18 protein-coding genes are annotated in these 15,051 nt (G+C 33.9%); 7 read left to right on the top strand and 11 right to left on the bottom strand.

What is annotated here, in order from left to right:
- Positions 1-189: 189 nt before the first annotated feature.
- A complete protein-coding gene (locus tag B9N65_RS10550) occupies positions 190-2,055 on the bottom strand; it encodes a relaxase/mobilization nuclease domain-containing protein (protein ID WP_087583794.1) in 1,866 nt (621 codons plus the stop codon).
- Positions 2,045-2,362: a plasmid mobilization protein gene (locus B9N65_RS10545; protein WP_035170240.1), complete on the bottom strand. Its 318-nt coding sequence runs from the start codon at positions 2,360-2,362 to the stop codon at positions 2,045-2,047. Before B9N65_RS10545 ends, B9N65_RS10550 begins: the two co-directional genes overlap by 11 nt.
- 380 nt (positions 2,363-2,742) lie before the next feature.
- Here B9N65_RS10545 and B9N65_RS10535 point away from each other — a divergent pair, with 380 nt between their 5' ends.
- From B9N65_RS10535 to B9N65_RS10505, 7 genes are all read left to right on the top strand, one after another.
- A complete protein-coding gene (locus B9N65_RS10535) occupies positions 2,743-3,000 on the top strand; it encodes a hypothetical protein (RefSeq protein ID WP_087583793.1) in 258 nt (85 codons plus the stop codon).
- A gap of 185 nt (positions 3,001-3,185) precedes the next feature.
- Positions 3,186-3,821 carry a bacteriocin-type signal sequence domain-containing protein gene (locus B9N65_RS10530; protein WP_087583792.1) on the top strand — a complete coding sequence of 212 codons (636 nt, stop codon included), beginning with the start codon at positions 3,186-3,188 and terminating at the stop codon, positions 3,819-3,821.
- A 27-nt stretch (positions 3,822-3,848) separates the two neighbouring features.
- Positions 3,849-4,622 carry a hypothetical protein gene (locus B9N65_RS10525; RefSeq protein WP_012000883.1) on the top strand — a complete coding sequence of 258 codons (774 nt, stop codon included), beginning with the start codon at positions 3,849-3,851 and terminating at the stop codon, positions 4,620-4,622.
- Positions 4,623-4,676: 54 nt separating this feature from the next.
- On the top strand, positions 4,677-5,531 hold the full coding sequence (locus B9N65_RS10520; protein WP_012000879.1) for a hypothetical protein: 855 nt from the start codon (positions 4,677-4,679) through the stop codon (positions 5,529-5,531).
- Positions 5,532-5,610: 79 nt separating this feature from the next.
- Positions 5,611-6,027: a hypothetical protein gene (locus B9N65_RS10515; protein ID WP_087583791.1), complete on the top strand. Its 417-nt coding sequence runs from the start codon at positions 5,611-5,613 to the stop codon at positions 6,025-6,027.
- 55 nt (positions 6,028-6,082) lie between these two features.
- Complete coding sequence (locus tag B9N65_RS10510; protein WP_257640059.1) at positions 6,083-7,192, top strand: Cj0814 family flagellar-dependent secreted protein; 1,110 nt, start codon at positions 6,083-6,085, stop codon at positions 7,190-7,192.
- Positions 7,193-7,196: 4 nt separating this feature from the next.
- Positions 7,197-7,790 (top strand): C39 family peptidase, encoded by a 594-nt coding sequence (locus tag B9N65_RS10505; protein WP_087583797.1) that lies wholly within the window; start codon positions 7,197-7,199, stop codon positions 7,788-7,790.
- Positions 7,791-7,800: 10 nt separating this feature from the next.
- On the opposite strand, the gene B9N65_RS10500 is transcribed toward B9N65_RS10505, so the two are convergent.
- From B9N65_RS10500 to B9N65_RS10460, 9 genes are all read right to left on the bottom strand, one after another.
- Positions 7,801-8,592 (bottom strand): cell surface protein, encoded by a 792-nt coding sequence (locus B9N65_RS10500; RefSeq protein ID WP_374220081.1) that lies wholly within the window; start codon positions 8,590-8,592, stop codon positions 7,801-7,803.
- Between the two features lie 55 nt (positions 8,593-8,647).
- On the bottom strand, positions 8,648-9,148 hold the full coding sequence (locus B9N65_RS10495) for a hypothetical protein (RefSeq protein ID WP_087583790.1): 501 nt from the start codon (positions 9,146-9,148) through the stop codon (positions 8,648-8,650).
- Between the two features lie 263 nt (positions 9,149-9,411).
- Positions 9,412-10,611: a Cj0814 family flagellar-dependent secreted protein gene (locus B9N65_RS10490; protein ID WP_141083850.1), complete on the bottom strand. Its 1,200-nt coding sequence runs from the start codon at positions 10,609-10,611 to the stop codon at positions 9,412-9,414.
- Between the two features lie 53 nt (positions 10,612-10,664).
- The gene (locus B9N65_RS10485; protein ID WP_087583789.1) at positions 10,665-11,222 is read right to left on the bottom strand and encodes a hypothetical protein; all 558 of its coding nucleotides are present in this window, start codon (positions 11,220-11,222) and stop codon (positions 10,665-10,667) included.
- A 25-nt stretch (positions 11,223-11,247) separates the two neighbouring features.
- Positions 11,248-11,535, bottom strand: a complete 288-nt coding sequence (locus B9N65_RS10480; protein ID WP_012000895.1) for a hypothetical protein — start codon at positions 11,533-11,535, stop codon at positions 11,248-11,250.
- Positions 11,535-12,098 carry a spore coat protein CotH gene (locus tag B9N65_RS10475; RefSeq protein ID WP_087583788.1) on the bottom strand — a complete coding sequence of 188 codons (564 nt, stop codon included), beginning with the start codon at positions 12,096-12,098 and terminating at the stop codon, positions 11,535-11,537. Before B9N65_RS10475 ends, B9N65_RS10480 begins: the two co-directional genes overlap by 1 nt.
- 110 nt (positions 12,099-12,208) lie before the next feature.
- Positions 12,209-13,351: a Cj0814 family flagellar-dependent secreted protein gene (locus B9N65_RS10470; protein WP_087583787.1), complete on the bottom strand. Its 1,143-nt coding sequence runs from the start codon at positions 13,349-13,351 to the stop codon at positions 12,209-12,211.
- A gap of 54 nt (positions 13,352-13,405) precedes the next feature.
- Positions 13,406-13,825 carry a hypothetical protein gene (locus B9N65_RS10465; RefSeq protein ID WP_087583786.1) on the bottom strand — a complete coding sequence of 140 codons (420 nt, stop codon included), beginning with the start codon at positions 13,823-13,825 and terminating at the stop codon, positions 13,406-13,408.
- 99 nt (positions 13,826-13,924) lie between these two features.
- Positions 13,925-14,884 (bottom strand): replication initiation protein, encoded by a 960-nt coding sequence (locus B9N65_RS10460; protein WP_009295430.1) that lies wholly within the window; start codon positions 14,882-14,884, stop codon positions 13,925-13,927.
- Positions 14,885-15,051: the final 167 nt, after the last annotated feature.

The raw sequence follows: 15,051 nt of genomic DNA, 5'->3' as shown, positions 1-15,051 counted from the left end.
GGATAATTCTCTTGCAAAGAAAGGATAATTGCTTACAAAGAGCGGATAATTCTCTTGCAAAGAAAGGATAATTGCTTACAAAGAGCGGATAATTATTGCATTCTAAGCCCCTATTTTAGGGTATAAATTTAGCCTACAAATTCTTCAAATTTATTTTTATATCAAATTCAAAAGCTATCTTAAGAAAAACTAAAAACCCATTTGAATATGGTGAGATATCTCCTTTTTTCTTCTTAACTCTACCATCCTTTGCCTTTCAGGCTTTTTTAGCTCTCGTTCAATTTCATATCCACAAGTGGTAATAGCTGCTGCAGTTTGCTTTTCCAGGCTTTCTCTAAATTTTCCGCCATATTGGTTGTTAATTCGTTGTATGCTTCCTGAAACAACTTCTCCATATCCTCCAAGCTTTTGTTTAGTGTCTCTTTGATTGTCAATAACTCGGTTTCTAATAAGATATAATTGTTTTGCAAAGCCTTGTAATCGTTCTCTAATTTGTGATATTCCGCTATTAAATATTCGCTCTTGCCATTCTCTAAGAGCTGATTTAATTCGACTTTGGTATTCCCTATCTCGCTCTGCTCTTTGTCTAAGTTGTCTAGTTCGTTCTTGTGTGTTAATAATATATTCTCTAGCTCTTGCTTGTATTTCTCTGCCAAGTCGCTGTAATATAGAGACGTTCTCGCTTTGCGCAAATTCTCGTAAGCTCCTTGCAGCTCTATATTTTCGTTCTGCTTGTTCTTTATCACGTCCTGTAATTTCAGAATTTCGTCTTGCAATCTCTCTATCTCGTTCAATAATTCGGTCTCTAACGCCGTCATTTACAGACCCCCATAATTCAGTTGTAAATATTGAGTTCCGTCCTTCATCTGTGATAATGTTTGTGGCGGCACCACCAGATACCTCTCTGCTTTGCCAGTTGTTTTGTTGGCTTGTTCTGTTCGATAATTCACTGGAATTTGCCACTCGTTTAGCACTTTGTTCTCTTCTCTTAATCTCTCGTTCTCTGATTGATAATATTGTATTTCTGTCCGATTGAGCCAGAAACACGCTAAAAATCCTAGGCATAGAGATATCATTGCGATTGATAACACCAAGCCATTGAATATTTTTTCCGTTAAGCTTGGAGTAACTTGCTGTATTATCTCGCTTCTTATGTTCGCTATTTGCGATATTGTCGGAGATAGTCTGTTCTTTATATCGTTTTTGATTTCGTTTATCTCGTGTCGATATGAATTTTTCAAGTCTTGCTCTATTTGTGATACACTCTGCTTGTGTATCTCTATTAGCGTATTGTTGAATTCGTCTTGATTGGCTTTCGCCAAGCTCGCTAAGTCCTTTAAGGTCTGTGAATTCTGCACTGTAGATGCCTCCTTTTAGTCTAAATGGTTTTTTTTGATTTGGTATTTTGATACTTATGCCACTTTTTGGCTGCCTTGTAACTTCGTAGCCACTAGAGCTTAAAAGCTCTATTAGATGCGTGCGATTTATTATTAATCCTTGTGATACAAGATCTTTTAATTGATTGTCTAATTCTATAATTGTGTTGTGCTGCTCTATCGTAGCTTTGTGACGGTTCTGGTTATACTGATTTTTTGGATCGTCTGGGCTGATGAAATTATATTCATCGTTGATAGTTCTTTTCCATAAGTTAATATTTGTGCGATCACGCTTATCATAGTATGGGTTAAAACTTTTACCACTCACTAGATCAATTTTAGGGATTAGAAAATTTAGCTCTAGTCGTCCATCTTTATCGCTATGCTCTACCCAAAGAATATTTACTCGATCTTTCATATAATCACCGAGTAGATGTCGTTCAAAGTCTTTTATAATCTCTTGCTTTGTTTCATTGCTTATGTCACTGGCTTTTTCTGCAAACGACAACACTCCAAAGGTTGTTTTTTGCTTGTAGTGAATTTGACTTATAATAGCTCTAGTCTGTGCTTCATTACCTTTTAAGACTCGTGCTGTGCCTTGTTCTTGTCGTTCATTGAGCAAATAATTTACGCTGCCAAGTCCGCCACCGTCTCTAGTTGGTAAAAATTTAACTATCATCGCTCAATATCTCATATAGTTCATTTAGGCGTTCCAGTGATTGATTTATTAATGAGAGCGCCACTCGATCAAGACTCTTGTTTTGATTTAAACTCCTCGCTATCTGATTTAGGTTACTTCCTTGTCTCGATAGCTCCAAGATTAGTTCTTTAGTAATTGGTGTCTTTGTAAGTGGTCGCGAAAGCATCGAATTTATAGCAAATTTTGAAAATGTAACCCCACCTAATTTATCAAGCTTGTCTTGAATTTTTTCATTTTCGCTAGGTGTTAATCTTAAAATTTTGGTTATTGTTTTATTCTCTTTCATCATCATTCCATGCCATTAGAATAAGAAATGCCACTAAGCCACCCCAAAATAGACCTAAAAACCCAAAAAAGATCGTAAATTTGTAGTGATACTTCGCAAAAATAAATCCATACAAAAAGAATCCTAATCCAAAAAATATAGCAAGATTAAGATACTGAAATCTACTCATTTTTACTACTCCTAAGCAGCTCTTTACAAAGGGGGTTAAGGGGGATTTTCCCCCTTACGAGCACCCGCAGGATATACAAAACCGCAAGGATTTTGTATATACAAGGGGTATGCTCGCCCAACATTTTATTATGAAGCATTATAACATAATTATAATAGATTGCAAATAATATTTAGACTATGGTATAATCTCACACAAAAAAGGAAAATTTTTGGAAAAGATAAAATTAAAGATCGAGTTATTATCCAAAAAGATTGATATAGTAAAAAGCAAGCTTTTAGTATTTTCTGCTGGGATAGCTGGATGTTGGGCTTTTGTATCTTCTCACTATAATAATGTTGATTTTTTGGTTATAATTTCACTGATTTTGATTTTTGTGTTCGGATTTGGAGTGGGGATGAATTTATTAAAATTTAGTGACCTAACGCAAAAGATTGATGAACTAGATAAGGAATTAAATAATGAATGATATTAGTTTAGTAGTGCCATTGGTATTGCTTGTAAGCTTCGTAGTTGCTTATTTTTGGCATAAGAGTGGCAAAAAGACACCAGATTTTTTTTAAATTTTAAAGCATTTTATGGATAAAGATATAAATAAAATTGTTAAAAAGTCGATATTAACTTACAAAAATCCAAATTATTAAAGGAATTAAAATGAGAAGTCTTTTTAAAACCACACTATTAAGTGTTTTACTGCTTACCAGCTCAAACGCAAAAGATCTATTAGACTTAGCTACAAATGGAGCTATTAGTCAAGGTAACGTAAAAACCCTAAACAATAATGAAATGAAAAATGTTAAAGGCGGATATGTAACTCAATTTTCTATTTTAACCAATACTCAAACCGTCAAAGAAATCGCTGTTATTGCCTTACCAGATCCTCACACAGAGATTGGCATGGGATTTGATGCAAATGGGAATATAGCTTATGTGAGTGATTATGGTCTATGTGGTTTAGGTGTTACAAATTGTTATTACAATGAAACAACAAAAACCCATTTGCAACAAAATAAAAATAGATTTGAAGAATATGCAAAAGCTTTGATGGGTACATATGCGCCTTGGCTTCACGGTGTAGGATATACAGTAAAAAGAGAAATAAAAGTGTCAGATAGAGGAACTAGATATGCTTTATTCACATACGGCATAGGCGCTTATAATCGTGCTACACATGAGTTTCATAAAATAAATAGTAGCTTTGCCTTAGAAAACAATACTATAATTAAAGAACTTAGAGATAATTTTAAAAATGATATGGAATATGCTTTAGAAAGTACAATGAAAATATAAAAAGTATAATTTTAAGAGACCTAACCTATGATTGATAGCATAAATGGATTTAACTTAACTCCTATTATTGACGTGCGAGAAGAAAAGGGCTATTATAAAGAAATTTATGGTCCAAACGATGAACTTAAAAATGCTATCGCAGACGACAAAACTCGGCAAAAGATGGTAGAAAAATTCCAGTCTTTTAAAGAAGAAATAATAGCAGACGATTCAGAACAAGAGAAATTTAGAAAAACATATTACAACTCACTCTATGATTTTTTTTCTGGCCAGGCTCTAAGCACAAAAGATGGTGACAATTTTAAAATAGGCGCTTTTGGTCTCGTCAATAGTGGCTTTAATGCAGATGGTAAGGTTACGATTTGGGGCAAATATTTGGGATATGACACAAGTATGAATGCTGACGAGATAGCCGAACTTCGTGATTTTATAGACAGTAAAGCGGCTAAAATAGTTGGTTTTGAGAATGTAAAATCATTAGATCATCTAACTATATCACTTCTTGATAGCGCAGACTTGAGTATTGATGAATTTAAACAAAAATACGAAAAAGTGCAAGACGAGATTGTGAGGAATTTTGAAGATTTAGGCAAAGGTAAAAATGGCTCAGTAGAAGAAAAATCATTTAAGCCAATACAAGCTGAGAGTAAAAACACTAAAACCTATGATATAAACGAGGACGATAAATTTTTGTTTTTACTTAAGCTTCAAGAACTTGAGAGAGAACGTGGTATCGATGTGCTTCGTTTAATGCAAAAGCTTGAAGCAAATGGTGAAAAAGTTTTTGATAAAAAAGTTTAAATTAACGTTTATATTTAGTCATAATACAAAAATAAATTTCTATAAGGATCAAAATTGAAACGATCATTACTTCTAGCTTCACTACTCACTACTCTTGCATTAGCATCAGATCCTATCACGATAGATAGCCTTTATAAACAACAGGTTGGATTAAGAAGTGTTACAAATTTGTCTTTGCTTAGCAGCGGCAATCCTAACGTATACACAAGCACTCCAAATCTTGTAATAAATGGTGATCCAGTTGTTTGGGATGACACAAAACAGCTAACTCTTACCCAGACTCTTATGTATGCTCTTACTTCAAAGTTAGATGTTTTAACGTCTTTTAGCGGAAGTTATAAGAGAAGCGAGTATATGGATTATTTTACCCTAGAGCCAAAAAGTGAGAGCAAAACTCAGTTTGATTCTGTATGGCTAGGGGTAAATTATAGAGGAGATAGAATTGGCGAGCTAGTGCCTATGCTTACTCTTCAGACAGCACTTTATCAAAGAGAGAGTGCGCTTAGACAGAGTAAAAATTTTAGCTTTAAGTCTTATTCAATAAAAGGCAGCCTAAAAGGATATTCTGATCCAGTAATTTATAGCATATATACTGGATTTGGCTACAACGCAGATAGAAAATTCGACTTTGCGAAGCTAAACTATGGCAATACTGTGTTCTTTGGTGGAGATTTGTCTATTGTTTTAAGCCCAAAGATCACACTTGATCTTGGCATCGAGCAGAGATTTCAAACAGCAAATAAAATAAATGATAGAAAAACTACAAATCTTAGATCTATCCCAACGTATAGTGTAGGATCTACTTATAGTTTTAGTAATGACACTTCTATATCTATATCTGCTAGTATGGGTGGCTCTAGTGCAGCACCTGATAGCATATTTGGTATTAGCATTTGGCAAAAATTTTGAAAGATATAATTGTGTAAGAAAGATTATTTGGATTATTTAGGCTTTAAATAAAATTAAAAATTTTACTAAAGGAGTTAAAATGAGAAGTCTTTTTAAGGTTGTGCTGTTAAGTATTTTACTAGTTGCTAGCTCATATGCAAAAGATCTATTAGATTTAGCTACAAACGGAGCCGCTAATAACAGTGAAATAAAAGCTTTAAGCGATAACGATATGATAGGTATAAAAGGCGGATATTACTTTTATAGATATCCTTCTTTTGATTTTTATGGAGGTGTTACTTCTTTTGCGTATATAGTATTAGAAGACGATAAAGATACCTTAGTTTTACCTGGCTCATCTACTAATAAAATATTATTAGCTATGACAAGGCAAGTTAATGGCAAACAAGAATTTTATATTAATACATATGACTTAACTACTAAAGAGAGAGGTATTTATATAGGCTCACAATATCATAAAATGGTAGATGAATTTAGGGCGCAATTAGGAAAATAATTTAAAATATGGCATAAATTTTGCTTCACGCTTTCAAAGCAAAGGAGCTAAGGTGATGAACAAAGTAAGCCTACTAAATAATAATATAAATACAACATTTAGATCCCAAACCCAAAGTCACAATCAAAATGATACTTTAGGATTTGACGAAGTCTTAAAAAAAACGTCCAAAAAAAATGAGGCAGAAAAAGAGATAAGGCCTATCCAAAATACCTTTGTCTCAGCAAGCGCAAGTAGCCTTATCTCTTTAAATTTTAGTGATCTTCAAGCTTATGGCTACACAGTAGATAAGGCTGGCTTTATGGGAGCTGATTTTAATAAGGCCGCAGGTTTGCCACAGGACTTTAAAATTCACAAAAGCACGCTTGATGAGCTTAGTAGATTTGCCGAGCGTAACCATGTGCTAAACCGCATCAAGAGCAAGGACGAGCAGATAAAGATCTTTGACAACATCGATATGGCTGACACCATAAAGCACTACTACAGACTATTTGATCAAATGACCTCTGCTTTAGGCGATGATAAAAAGAGCTACACCCTTGCAGATATAGGCAAACTACCAAAAGGTTATAGCACAAAAGGCACTCGCTATGATGCCAAAGGATACTTGCTAAAAGATCTATCAAACTCTACTATCTCAAACATCTACTCTAGCAGCGATGAGCTAAATAGCGCTAAGTCTCTAAGTAAAGAGCTTTCAAGTGCAGGAGTTAGGCTCATAGTAAAAGAGGTTGATTTTACGATGAGCGAGGCAGGTGATGAGTTTAGTTTTAATCCTGATATCTCTTTTTATGAGTCAGATGAAGGTTATAGCAAAGAGGCTCTTTTTATGGGATTTTTACGTAGTTCTAGACCGCTACCCAGCGATAGTGCAAAGACTAAGCTTAGTAGTGCTGCACTAAATGATATCTCAAGCACTGGAGAGCATAAAGAGTATTTTGTGGATTTTGAAAAAGTGGGTAAAGATAGTGAGAGCATAAAAGCGCTCATAAAAGAAAGACTTAAAGAGCTAACGCTTTTGATGTATGCAAGATCAAAGAACATTAGCGCAGAAAGTTTTGCCTCAAACGAATATGAGAAATTTAAGCCAACTAGCGAGGATATAAATTCTCTAGCAAATTCTTGGAGTGAGAAGTTAGGTAGGTTGTCTAAAACATATGTATAAAATTTTGGCAAAAATTCTAAAACTACTTTTTTGCACAGCAGTGGCGTCTTTGCCACTTTATGCTGGGTTTGCTGTTAGATCATACGAGGAACTAAGAAATCAAGATGTAATCAGGCAAAACTATGAAGAGTCTTGTGGTGCAGCATCATTAGCAACACTCATTAATACGCTTGATTTTAAAATTCTAACAGAAAAAGACGTGCTAGAGCAGATGAATAAAGGCGATAAAAAACTAAATACCGATATGGTGAGTTTTTTGCAGTTAAAGCAAGCTGCTGCTAAGTTATCCTATGACTCTGAAGGTTATCAGCTCGATCGTGCTACTTTTGAAAAGATAAACTTGCCAGTCTTGGTAAAGATAGAGGACGATCCTCGTTTCCCTCATTTTGTGGTTGTGATAAATCATCAAGGCGACTTTATAACTATTCTTGATCCAAGCTACGGCAAATATATAAGCTCAAAGGATCAGTTTTATAATATATGGGATAAACATAAGCAAGGAGGCTATGTCTTAATCCTTGGTCCAAAGAATGATATACATAGAGAATATAAGCTAGACTTACCTATAGACAATAAAGCACTATTTGATAAACTCTAGTTTTTATCCATTAAGCCATCTTATTTAAAATTTGCTTCTTGTCTATCTTTTGCATAAGCTCTAAGACATCTATGCCTCTTTTTTCTTTGAAATTTAAAAGCTCTCTTGCAAAGAGAAATTTCTGATCCTTGTTTATATCATAGGTCTCATACTTCTTCTTAACCTGCATAGGTTTAAATTTCTTCTCACTTTGCTCTTTGGCAAAATTTGCATTGTATTCTTGTTCTTCTTTGATTATCTGCTTTCTTTGTTCTTCAACATCTTTTGTTGCTTTCTCTCTTGCTTTGGCAAATAACGTTTTAAATTCATCTATGCTTAGGTCGGTTCTATCTAAAAGACTAAGCGACTCCTTGTTATTATTCGGATAAAGAGAAGACATGCTATCTATAAAGGCTCTTAGGTCAGCCTCCTCTTCTTTTGTGCCAAGACCAGCCACCTTTCCAGATATTGTTGGCCTGCCATCAACAGAGTTATCCCTCAGCCAGTCCATATAACCTTGAAGCTCCCAATCTATCGCTTTTTCTATGGTTTCTGGATATTTTCCGTATAGAGCCTTTCGCTCTTCTGGGGTGTATTTGTTTGATAGCATACTATCTATTTTATCTATGGTTTTTGTTATCCAGTCTTCCGTTCCTTCTTCTATACCGATTATCTTATCTAGTCCAGCACCAAATGGTCCTTGCATATAAGCATCAACTTTAGCTTTCTCATCTTCTGCAGATAAATTTTTATTGCCGTGAGCTATGTAGTCATCTAAAATTTCTTTATATTGCATCGATCCATTATAGGTAGTAATAAACATTTCAGCTCCTTTGAAATCAGTAGCCTACAATATAAATTTGTAGGCTACTTAAATTTTACCAACCACCTAGGTCAGATTCCATTCTTCTTTTAAAAGCGTCTCGTAATTGTCTAACAACAGTATTGTTATTTAAGACAAAACTACTAGAAATTTTATGATATTCCTTTGTTTTTTCATTGTATGCCGCTGCGCTGTAAGTAAAAAGAGGATATCTACCATAACGACTAGACTTTATCTCTCTTTTGACAGTGTATGCAAGGTGGTAGCCAGGGAGATTGTATGCGCCCAACCCTTGTTCTATCTGCATTTTTATATATCTGCTGTCTTTATCAGGCTCATATTTAGCATATGCTCCAGACTCATTATATGAAAATCTTTCAGGACTTACTAGCTCTAGGCCTCCTTTAACCTCATTCATATCTGTGACATCTAATTTTTTAACATTACTAGATATGTCACTCAAAGCACCAGCTGTAACCTTTGCTAGAAAATCTTCAGCATTAGCACCTGCAACTAAAATTCCGCCAATCATGGCTATTTTAAGAACTTTAAACATAACTTCCTCCTGTAAAAAGTTTTATAAGAATTATAGCACTAATTTAGTTTTAATTGATAACAATTATTATCTTTTAAAACTTACCTATGAAAATCTTACTTTTCAATACAACTTTTAAAAAACGCCTATTTTGCAACATCTCTATATACATAAAACGATCGTCTTAAGCTTTCTATTGCTTAAAGTAGAAAAATCACTTAAGAAATCGGCAAAAATTTGTTTTTAAATAGAGAAAACTTAAAAAAGATAACTAATTTCTACTACTACGCCTTTATATCAACTTCTCTTTTTATACCAAGCATATCTACTAGGTATTTTCCAGCTGGGTTTTCATTTAACTCTTTTACTAAATTTAAAGGTGGCATGCTAAATTTCAAAAAGCTATCTATAAAGTCCTTACTCTTTTTACCATCTTTGTCTATCTCACCAAAGAGTAGCTTTAGCATTTTTAGATTGCGCTCCATCATCTTTTTAAATGATAGCTCGTCTTCTTCATATCCCCTACGCCTATCTTCAGGAGTGCTGACAAAGCCACTTTCTAAGTCGATATAGACAAAGTCTCTTTTTGATCTGATGTAGTCTTGCATATATTTAGGCATACCTGCTATGTCATTATCAGTAGCATTTATAAAGCCAGGTCCAAATTTCATCTCGCCCATAAGTTCAAACAGCTCAAAAGCTCTATTAAATTCTTTACTATCTATGCTCTTATCATAGCCTTCTCTTTTGCCTTGTGCTGTTGTCTCGCCCTCTCTTACATCAAGGTTGTTGTTTATAACGGCTGCTATAAGTCCGCCTTTAGTTATTGAGCCATCTTTATTAGTGTATTTCTCTCCATGCGGATCCATAAATACACCACTTCCCACACTCTCCTTGCCGCCATTGTTGTTGTTAAAGATATCTGTTGTTGGCTTTAGTGGCTGTCTGCCGTCTCCTCCTTTAAAGCTTGGGTTGAAAAAAAGCGTGCTTATCATCTGCTTATTTGACTCTTTGCCGTTAAAATCAGCCGCAGCCGAGCCAAATTCATGAATGGAGTTATGGATCTTGGTTACTTGCATACTTTGGCGGTTATAAGAAAAGCCTTGAGGGAAATTTCTTATCTCATCTAAGCTAAAGCTATCTTTTGAGTTTAGTGTGTCTTCGCCAACTACTTGGGAGAGAATTTTATAGGCATTATTTACGGTTTTTAGTATGTCGATGCTATCAAAAGTCCTTTTCATATAGTCAGACTGCGTCTCTATCCTTACTAACGACTCCAGCGTGCTTGAGTGAATTTTATAATCACTTGGTATGCCAGCTTGTTTATTAAACTCATCTGTAAAGTAGCCATCCTTATCTACCTTGTAGCCTAAAACTAAAGAGCTCGTTTGGTTGGTGGCTGTGCTAAGACTTGCCGCTTGCTTAGAATTTATGCTTGTTTTATAGCTTTGTGTATATGTGTTGTTGTTAAGTCCATTTAACATTTTCAAATCCTTCTTAAATAAAACCCTAGTTAAAACTAGGGTTGCAATCTCAATTAAAAGCCAAGGCTCATAGTTAGTTGATTTCTAACAGCTTTTGAATTTATTAGTTCGTTTGCTATATATGGTTTGTTTGTTATGGTTTTTAGTCTCATAAGTTGGCCATTTACATTTTTAAAGGCTGCAACAGAGTAAGAATATTGTGGAATGCTACCAAAGCCATAAGGCTTATTCACCTTTGTTGCTACAACACCTAAGTATTCATCATTGCTATAATTAACTTGATTCATAACTTCTTGAAAATTACTTTTAGCATAGTATCCACCAGAACAACCATCTGGCATGTTAAGCCCACAAGATACCTTGTTGTCTCGTTCATATGGAGAAAAATTAACAAGTGCTACGGCTTGAGAAAAATTTTGTGTTTTTGAAAGATTATGAATTTTTATGCTATACCCACCATTAACTTGCTCTAGATCCAAGCTATTTAGTGTTTTCACACCAACTGAATTATTATCTGCGGCCCCATTTGTAGCTTTAGAAAGCAAATCATTTGCAAAGGCACCACTTAACATTAAAGCACTAGCTAGTGCAACTTTAAATAGCTTTTCCATTTAAACTCCTTGTTAAAAAATTGTTTTATTTTAGCATATTTATTGCTTTTTTACTTTTAAAATCTTCCATTTTTTCTCTGATGATCGATCTTAGATATTGGGTTCTATTTGTTCTGGTTATATGTCCCATTTCGTCTAAAAAATCCAGCTCTTCACTAGACAAAAACATTGTCGTTCTTTTGTCGGCAGGATTGGCACTTTTTGGTCTGCCGCCAGTTTTTTTAGTTTCTTGCTTTTCGTCTTGCTCTTGAAAGCTTGCCGTGCTTAGTTCGTTTAGCTCTATCTCTGTAAGATCTAAATTTAATTTTGCCATTATTTATTATCCTTTATGTAATTAACGACTTTTTGATACATATCTATAAATGACTGATATTGTCTTTTTGAGAGATTGCTTTCATTATATAGCTCTAAAAAACTTAGTCCAGTTGTCATAGCATTTTCAAATATTTTAGAGCTTTTTAAAATAAGAAATTTTGTGCAAGCTATGTTAGCAGCTTTTATCATTGCTACTGTTTCTTCTAGCTCTTTTTGAGAAGAAACATCTGTTATAAGGCCTAGTGTTTTGCAGCCAAGAGGTTTGATCTGTGATATGGTGCTTGCTGCTTTTTTAATGGAATTTGGATTAGAAGTAATGGGAACAATAACAATACTACAATGTTTTAGTATCTCTAGCACTCCAGCCGAGGCAAATCCTCCAAAGTCATACATAGTATTTGGTTCAAAAATGCACTTATCTAATATTTTGCCATCTTTGTAAAACTGTGGCACTACAGAGTCATCATTGCTTTGCCATTTTAGTCCAAGATCTTTTGCCAAACTAAAACTAAGCGGCGTCTTTCCAACCCCACCCTTTAGTTGTAAAACTGCTAAATTCATATTAATCCTTTTTATCATATAGTATGTTAATAACATATTATATGATAATTATGTTAATATAATATAAAACATATATACAATATTGTATTACATATATTGTATAAATACAACTAAATTTTCATCCTCTCATCAAATTCTTTTAAAACATCCATTATCTTACTTGCTAGCCCCTCAAGCGTTTGATCTTTTTTTAGCTCTAAATTTCTAAGCTTTAAAATCCTAGCTAGTATATCTTTTAGATCTTTCTTGCCAGATAGTATCTCATCATAATAAGCCTTTGGTATGCCTATCTCGCTTCTATCTTGCTTTGTAAGTATGAGTGTGTCTCTATATACATTAAGAGCCTCGTCGGTTATCCTTGTTGTGCCACCTTGTAGCACAAGACCTTGCTCGTTTTTTAAAAATGCTACAAAGATTTGCTCCTTTGTATAGCCTTGTTCATTATCATATACAGACATATCAGGCTTAAAGTCATATCCAGCACTACTAACCCACATATAAGGGATAGTATGCTCAGTTGTCATCACTTCTGGAGAGAAGTCAAGAAAATTTCCATTAACCCTTATGTTTATATCTTTTAGATCATTCATTATCTTACGTGCATCGTCTGCATCTTGTGCCGTTCTAAATACATGAGTTATCTTTTCATTGCTTCTATCAGTTAGTCCATCTATCTCGTCACTTGACATCCTACCCATTAGATATTCGAAATGATCCATTTTTTTATCTTTTGAAAAGTAGCCCTTTGGCATCTTTGCTAGATCTTCATTTGAGTAAAACTCTTTACCTTTACTAATAACTCCAGCTGAAATTTGATCAAAAATTTTATAGTATTGCTTTATAGTATTTGCTAGATCGATATTTGCAAAGCTATCCTCTCCAAAGAGTTGGTTATCTTTCTTTGTTTCCATTGAAAAATTTATACTATTTGGATGTTTTTGGTTGTGTAGCACTATCGCATCAAGTGTGCTTTTGTGGATTTTAAAGTCCTGTGGCAAGCCTGCAGCCTTGTTAAAATCAGCTCCCATAAATCCTTTAGCATCTACACTATATCCGTAGCCCTCTTGTGAAGTAAATTTAGCCTGATAAAGAGAGTCGATAGCGCTAGATGAAACAAAGTCATTTTTAGGAGTAGTGACTTGGCTGATCGAATTTATATTTGGAGTATTGGGTAGGAAATTTGCAAAGCCTTCGCTTTTTGTCTGTTTTTGGTAGTGCTGTTTTGTTAAGATGGAGTTATAAGAGACTTTCATAGCTTACTCCTTGAAATTTAGCTTCAAAGAGTAAGCAAAAGTTGTGCCTATTTTTTACAACCCCATTTTTTTCATATCATCTAATATTTTACTGGCTCCAACACCTGCGTAAGCTCCTGCTGGTTGGTTATCTCCTCTATACAGTTGTAAATAATACTGTTTTCTTCCATTTGTTCCAATCCTTACTTTAGCTACAACAAAATCACCATTTGTTACACTTAGTTTCGGATCACCAGAATCTTCATATACTTTGTATGCAACTGACGGCATATAACCTCTATGGTCAAATTGAGGCTTTCTTTCAAAGTAGTAACCTCCTAGCACCTGATTCATTTCGCCATCACTTAGCATTTTAACGCCAGTAGCATTATCTGCAACAACTCCATTTGTGACTTTTGATAAAAGATTATCATTTGCACTCAATCCAGCAACTACTACAGCACTTAGTAGCGCAACTTTAAAGATCTTTAGCATGTTGTCTCCTTTATAAAAGATTTCCAAAATGATATCACTTTTTTACTATATTAATGATAATTTAACTCAATATTATTTATAAGAATTTTTTATTATTTTTTAATCAAAAAGTGTAGGTTCTGTATCTTTTATAGTCTCTGCATTTTTAACAGCTATTTCAAGGTCTTTAATTGTATTAAACCAAAAGAAATTTATATCTGTTCCTGTTTTTGAAAAAAGAACCCTAATTTTTCCTTCATCGGAGCTTGTAGATAGAATTCTCCTTATATTACTATCAATCATCACATATTTATCGTTAAAGCTAACTAGCTTTCTATCAAAAATCTCGATCTCTCTTAGTCCAGCATTAGTTAAATAGCTTTCATCTCCACCAAGCTGTTTTAGGTTGTCTAGTTCCTCAGAGGTGATAAATTTTATACTAAACGATAAGACTTTTTTTCCTTTTTTGCGTTCAGGATATATGCCTAGTATTTTAATGTCGGTCAGTTCATTTATTTCCTTTTTGGCCAACTCTAAAATATCAAACTGTAAATTTCCCCAACGCCTTTTGTTTTTTGGGACTTCTAGCCAATCGCAAAACTCTTCTAATTCAAATTCTTTTTGCCTTGTTATATTTCTCAGATCTTTTAGAATTTGATATATCCTTATTGAATATTTAGAAGTCATATTGATAATATTTTTAATTTGGTATTTTGTAAAACTTTCAACTATTTTTAATAAATATGGGCGCATATAGTCATTAAATTTAAATTTGATTTCTCCTGTATCCTTGTCGTATTTAAAAACTTGATAAATAGGGTATGCTTCCCAGACCTTTTCGGTTTCTATCTCATAGACCTGCTTCAAAAGTGTTCTACAGACCGATTTTACAGTTCTAAAATCTAAATTAGTATCTTCACAAAAATCTTGCCTATCAAGTGTAATTTCTTTAAATTCATCGTCATTTTTGGCATCGATCGTAGTAATAGTGGCCAAAAAAACCTTCATTTCAGAGAGATTAAGCTTACTTCTACCCTTTGTTATTTTATCACTATGAACGATTATATTGCGATTTTTCATAACGCTCTTTTTTGTGGTTTCAGAATGAAATTATACTATTAGTGTCTTTAATTATACTTTATAATAATATATAGGATAATTCTCTTGCAAAGAAAGGATAATTGCTTACAAAGAGCGGATAATTCTCTTGCAAAGAAAGGATAATTGCTTACAAAGAGCGGATAATT

This window comes from Campylobacter concisus, assembly GCF_002165815.1.
Classification (GTDB): domain Bacteria; phylum Campylobacterota; class Campylobacteria; order Campylobacterales; family Campylobacteraceae; genus Campylobacter_A; species Campylobacter_A concisus_BH.
The sequence above is the reverse complement of the archived record's forward strand: the minus strand, read 5'-3'. Positions and strand labels throughout refer to the sequence as shown.

Excerpts from the sequence above, each read along its gene's own strand:
- B9N65_RS10500 (WP_374220081.1), bottom strand. The coding sequence starts at position 8,592 with ATGTTTATTACTACCTATAATGGATCGATGCAATATAAAGAAATTTTA.
- B9N65_RS10510 (WP_257640059.1), top strand. The coding sequence starts at position 6,083 with ATGAACAAAGTAAGCCTACTAAATAATAATATAAATACAACATTTAGA.
- B9N65_RS10545 (WP_035170240.1), bottom strand. The coding sequence starts at position 2,362 with ATGAAAGAGAATAAAACAATAACCAAAATTTTAAGATTAACACCTAGC.
- B9N65_RS10530 (WP_087583792.1), top strand. The coding sequence starts at position 3,186 with ATGAGAAGTCTTTTTAAAACCACACTATTAAGTGTTTTACTGCTTACC.
- B9N65_RS10490 (WP_141083850.1), bottom strand. The coding sequence starts at position 10,611 with ATGTTAAATGGACTTAACAACAACACATATACACAAAGCTATAAAACA.
- B9N65_RS10550 (WP_087583794.1), bottom strand. The coding sequence starts at position 2,055 with ATGATAGTTAAATTTTTACCAACTAGAGACGGTGGCGGACTTGGCAGC.
- B9N65_RS10495 (WP_087583790.1), bottom strand. The coding sequence starts at position 9,148 with ATGTTTAAAGTTCTTAAAATAGCCATGATTGGCGGAATTTTAGTTGCA.
- B9N65_RS10460 (WP_009295430.1), bottom strand. The coding sequence starts at position 14,884 with ATGAAAAATCGCAATATAATCGTTCATAGTGATAAAATAACAAAGGGT.
- B9N65_RS10485 (WP_087583789.1), bottom strand. The coding sequence starts at position 11,222 with ATGGAAAAGCTATTTAAAGTTGCACTAGCTAGTGCTTTAATGTTAAGT.
- B9N65_RS10465 (WP_087583786.1), bottom strand. The coding sequence starts at position 13,825 with ATGCTAAAGATCTTTAAAGTTGCGCTACTAAGTGCTGTAGTAGTTGCT.
- B9N65_RS10480 (WP_012000895.1), bottom strand. The coding sequence starts at position 11,535 with ATGGCAAAATTAAATTTAGATCTTACAGAGATAGAGCTAAACGAACTA.
- B9N65_RS10470 (WP_087583787.1), bottom strand. The coding sequence starts at position 13,351 with ATGAAAGTCTCTTATAACTCCATCTTAACAAAACAGCACTACCAAAAA.
- B9N65_RS10525 (WP_012000883.1), top strand. The coding sequence starts at position 3,849 with ATGATTGATAGCATAAATGGATTTAACTTAACTCCTATTATTGACGTG.
- B9N65_RS10515 (WP_087583791.1), top strand. The coding sequence starts at position 5,611 with ATGAGAAGTCTTTTTAAGGTTGTGCTGTTAAGTATTTTACTAGTTGCT.
- B9N65_RS10475 (WP_087583788.1), bottom strand. The coding sequence starts at position 12,098 with ATGAATTTAGCAGTTTTACAACTAAAGGGTGGGGTTGGAAAGACGCCG.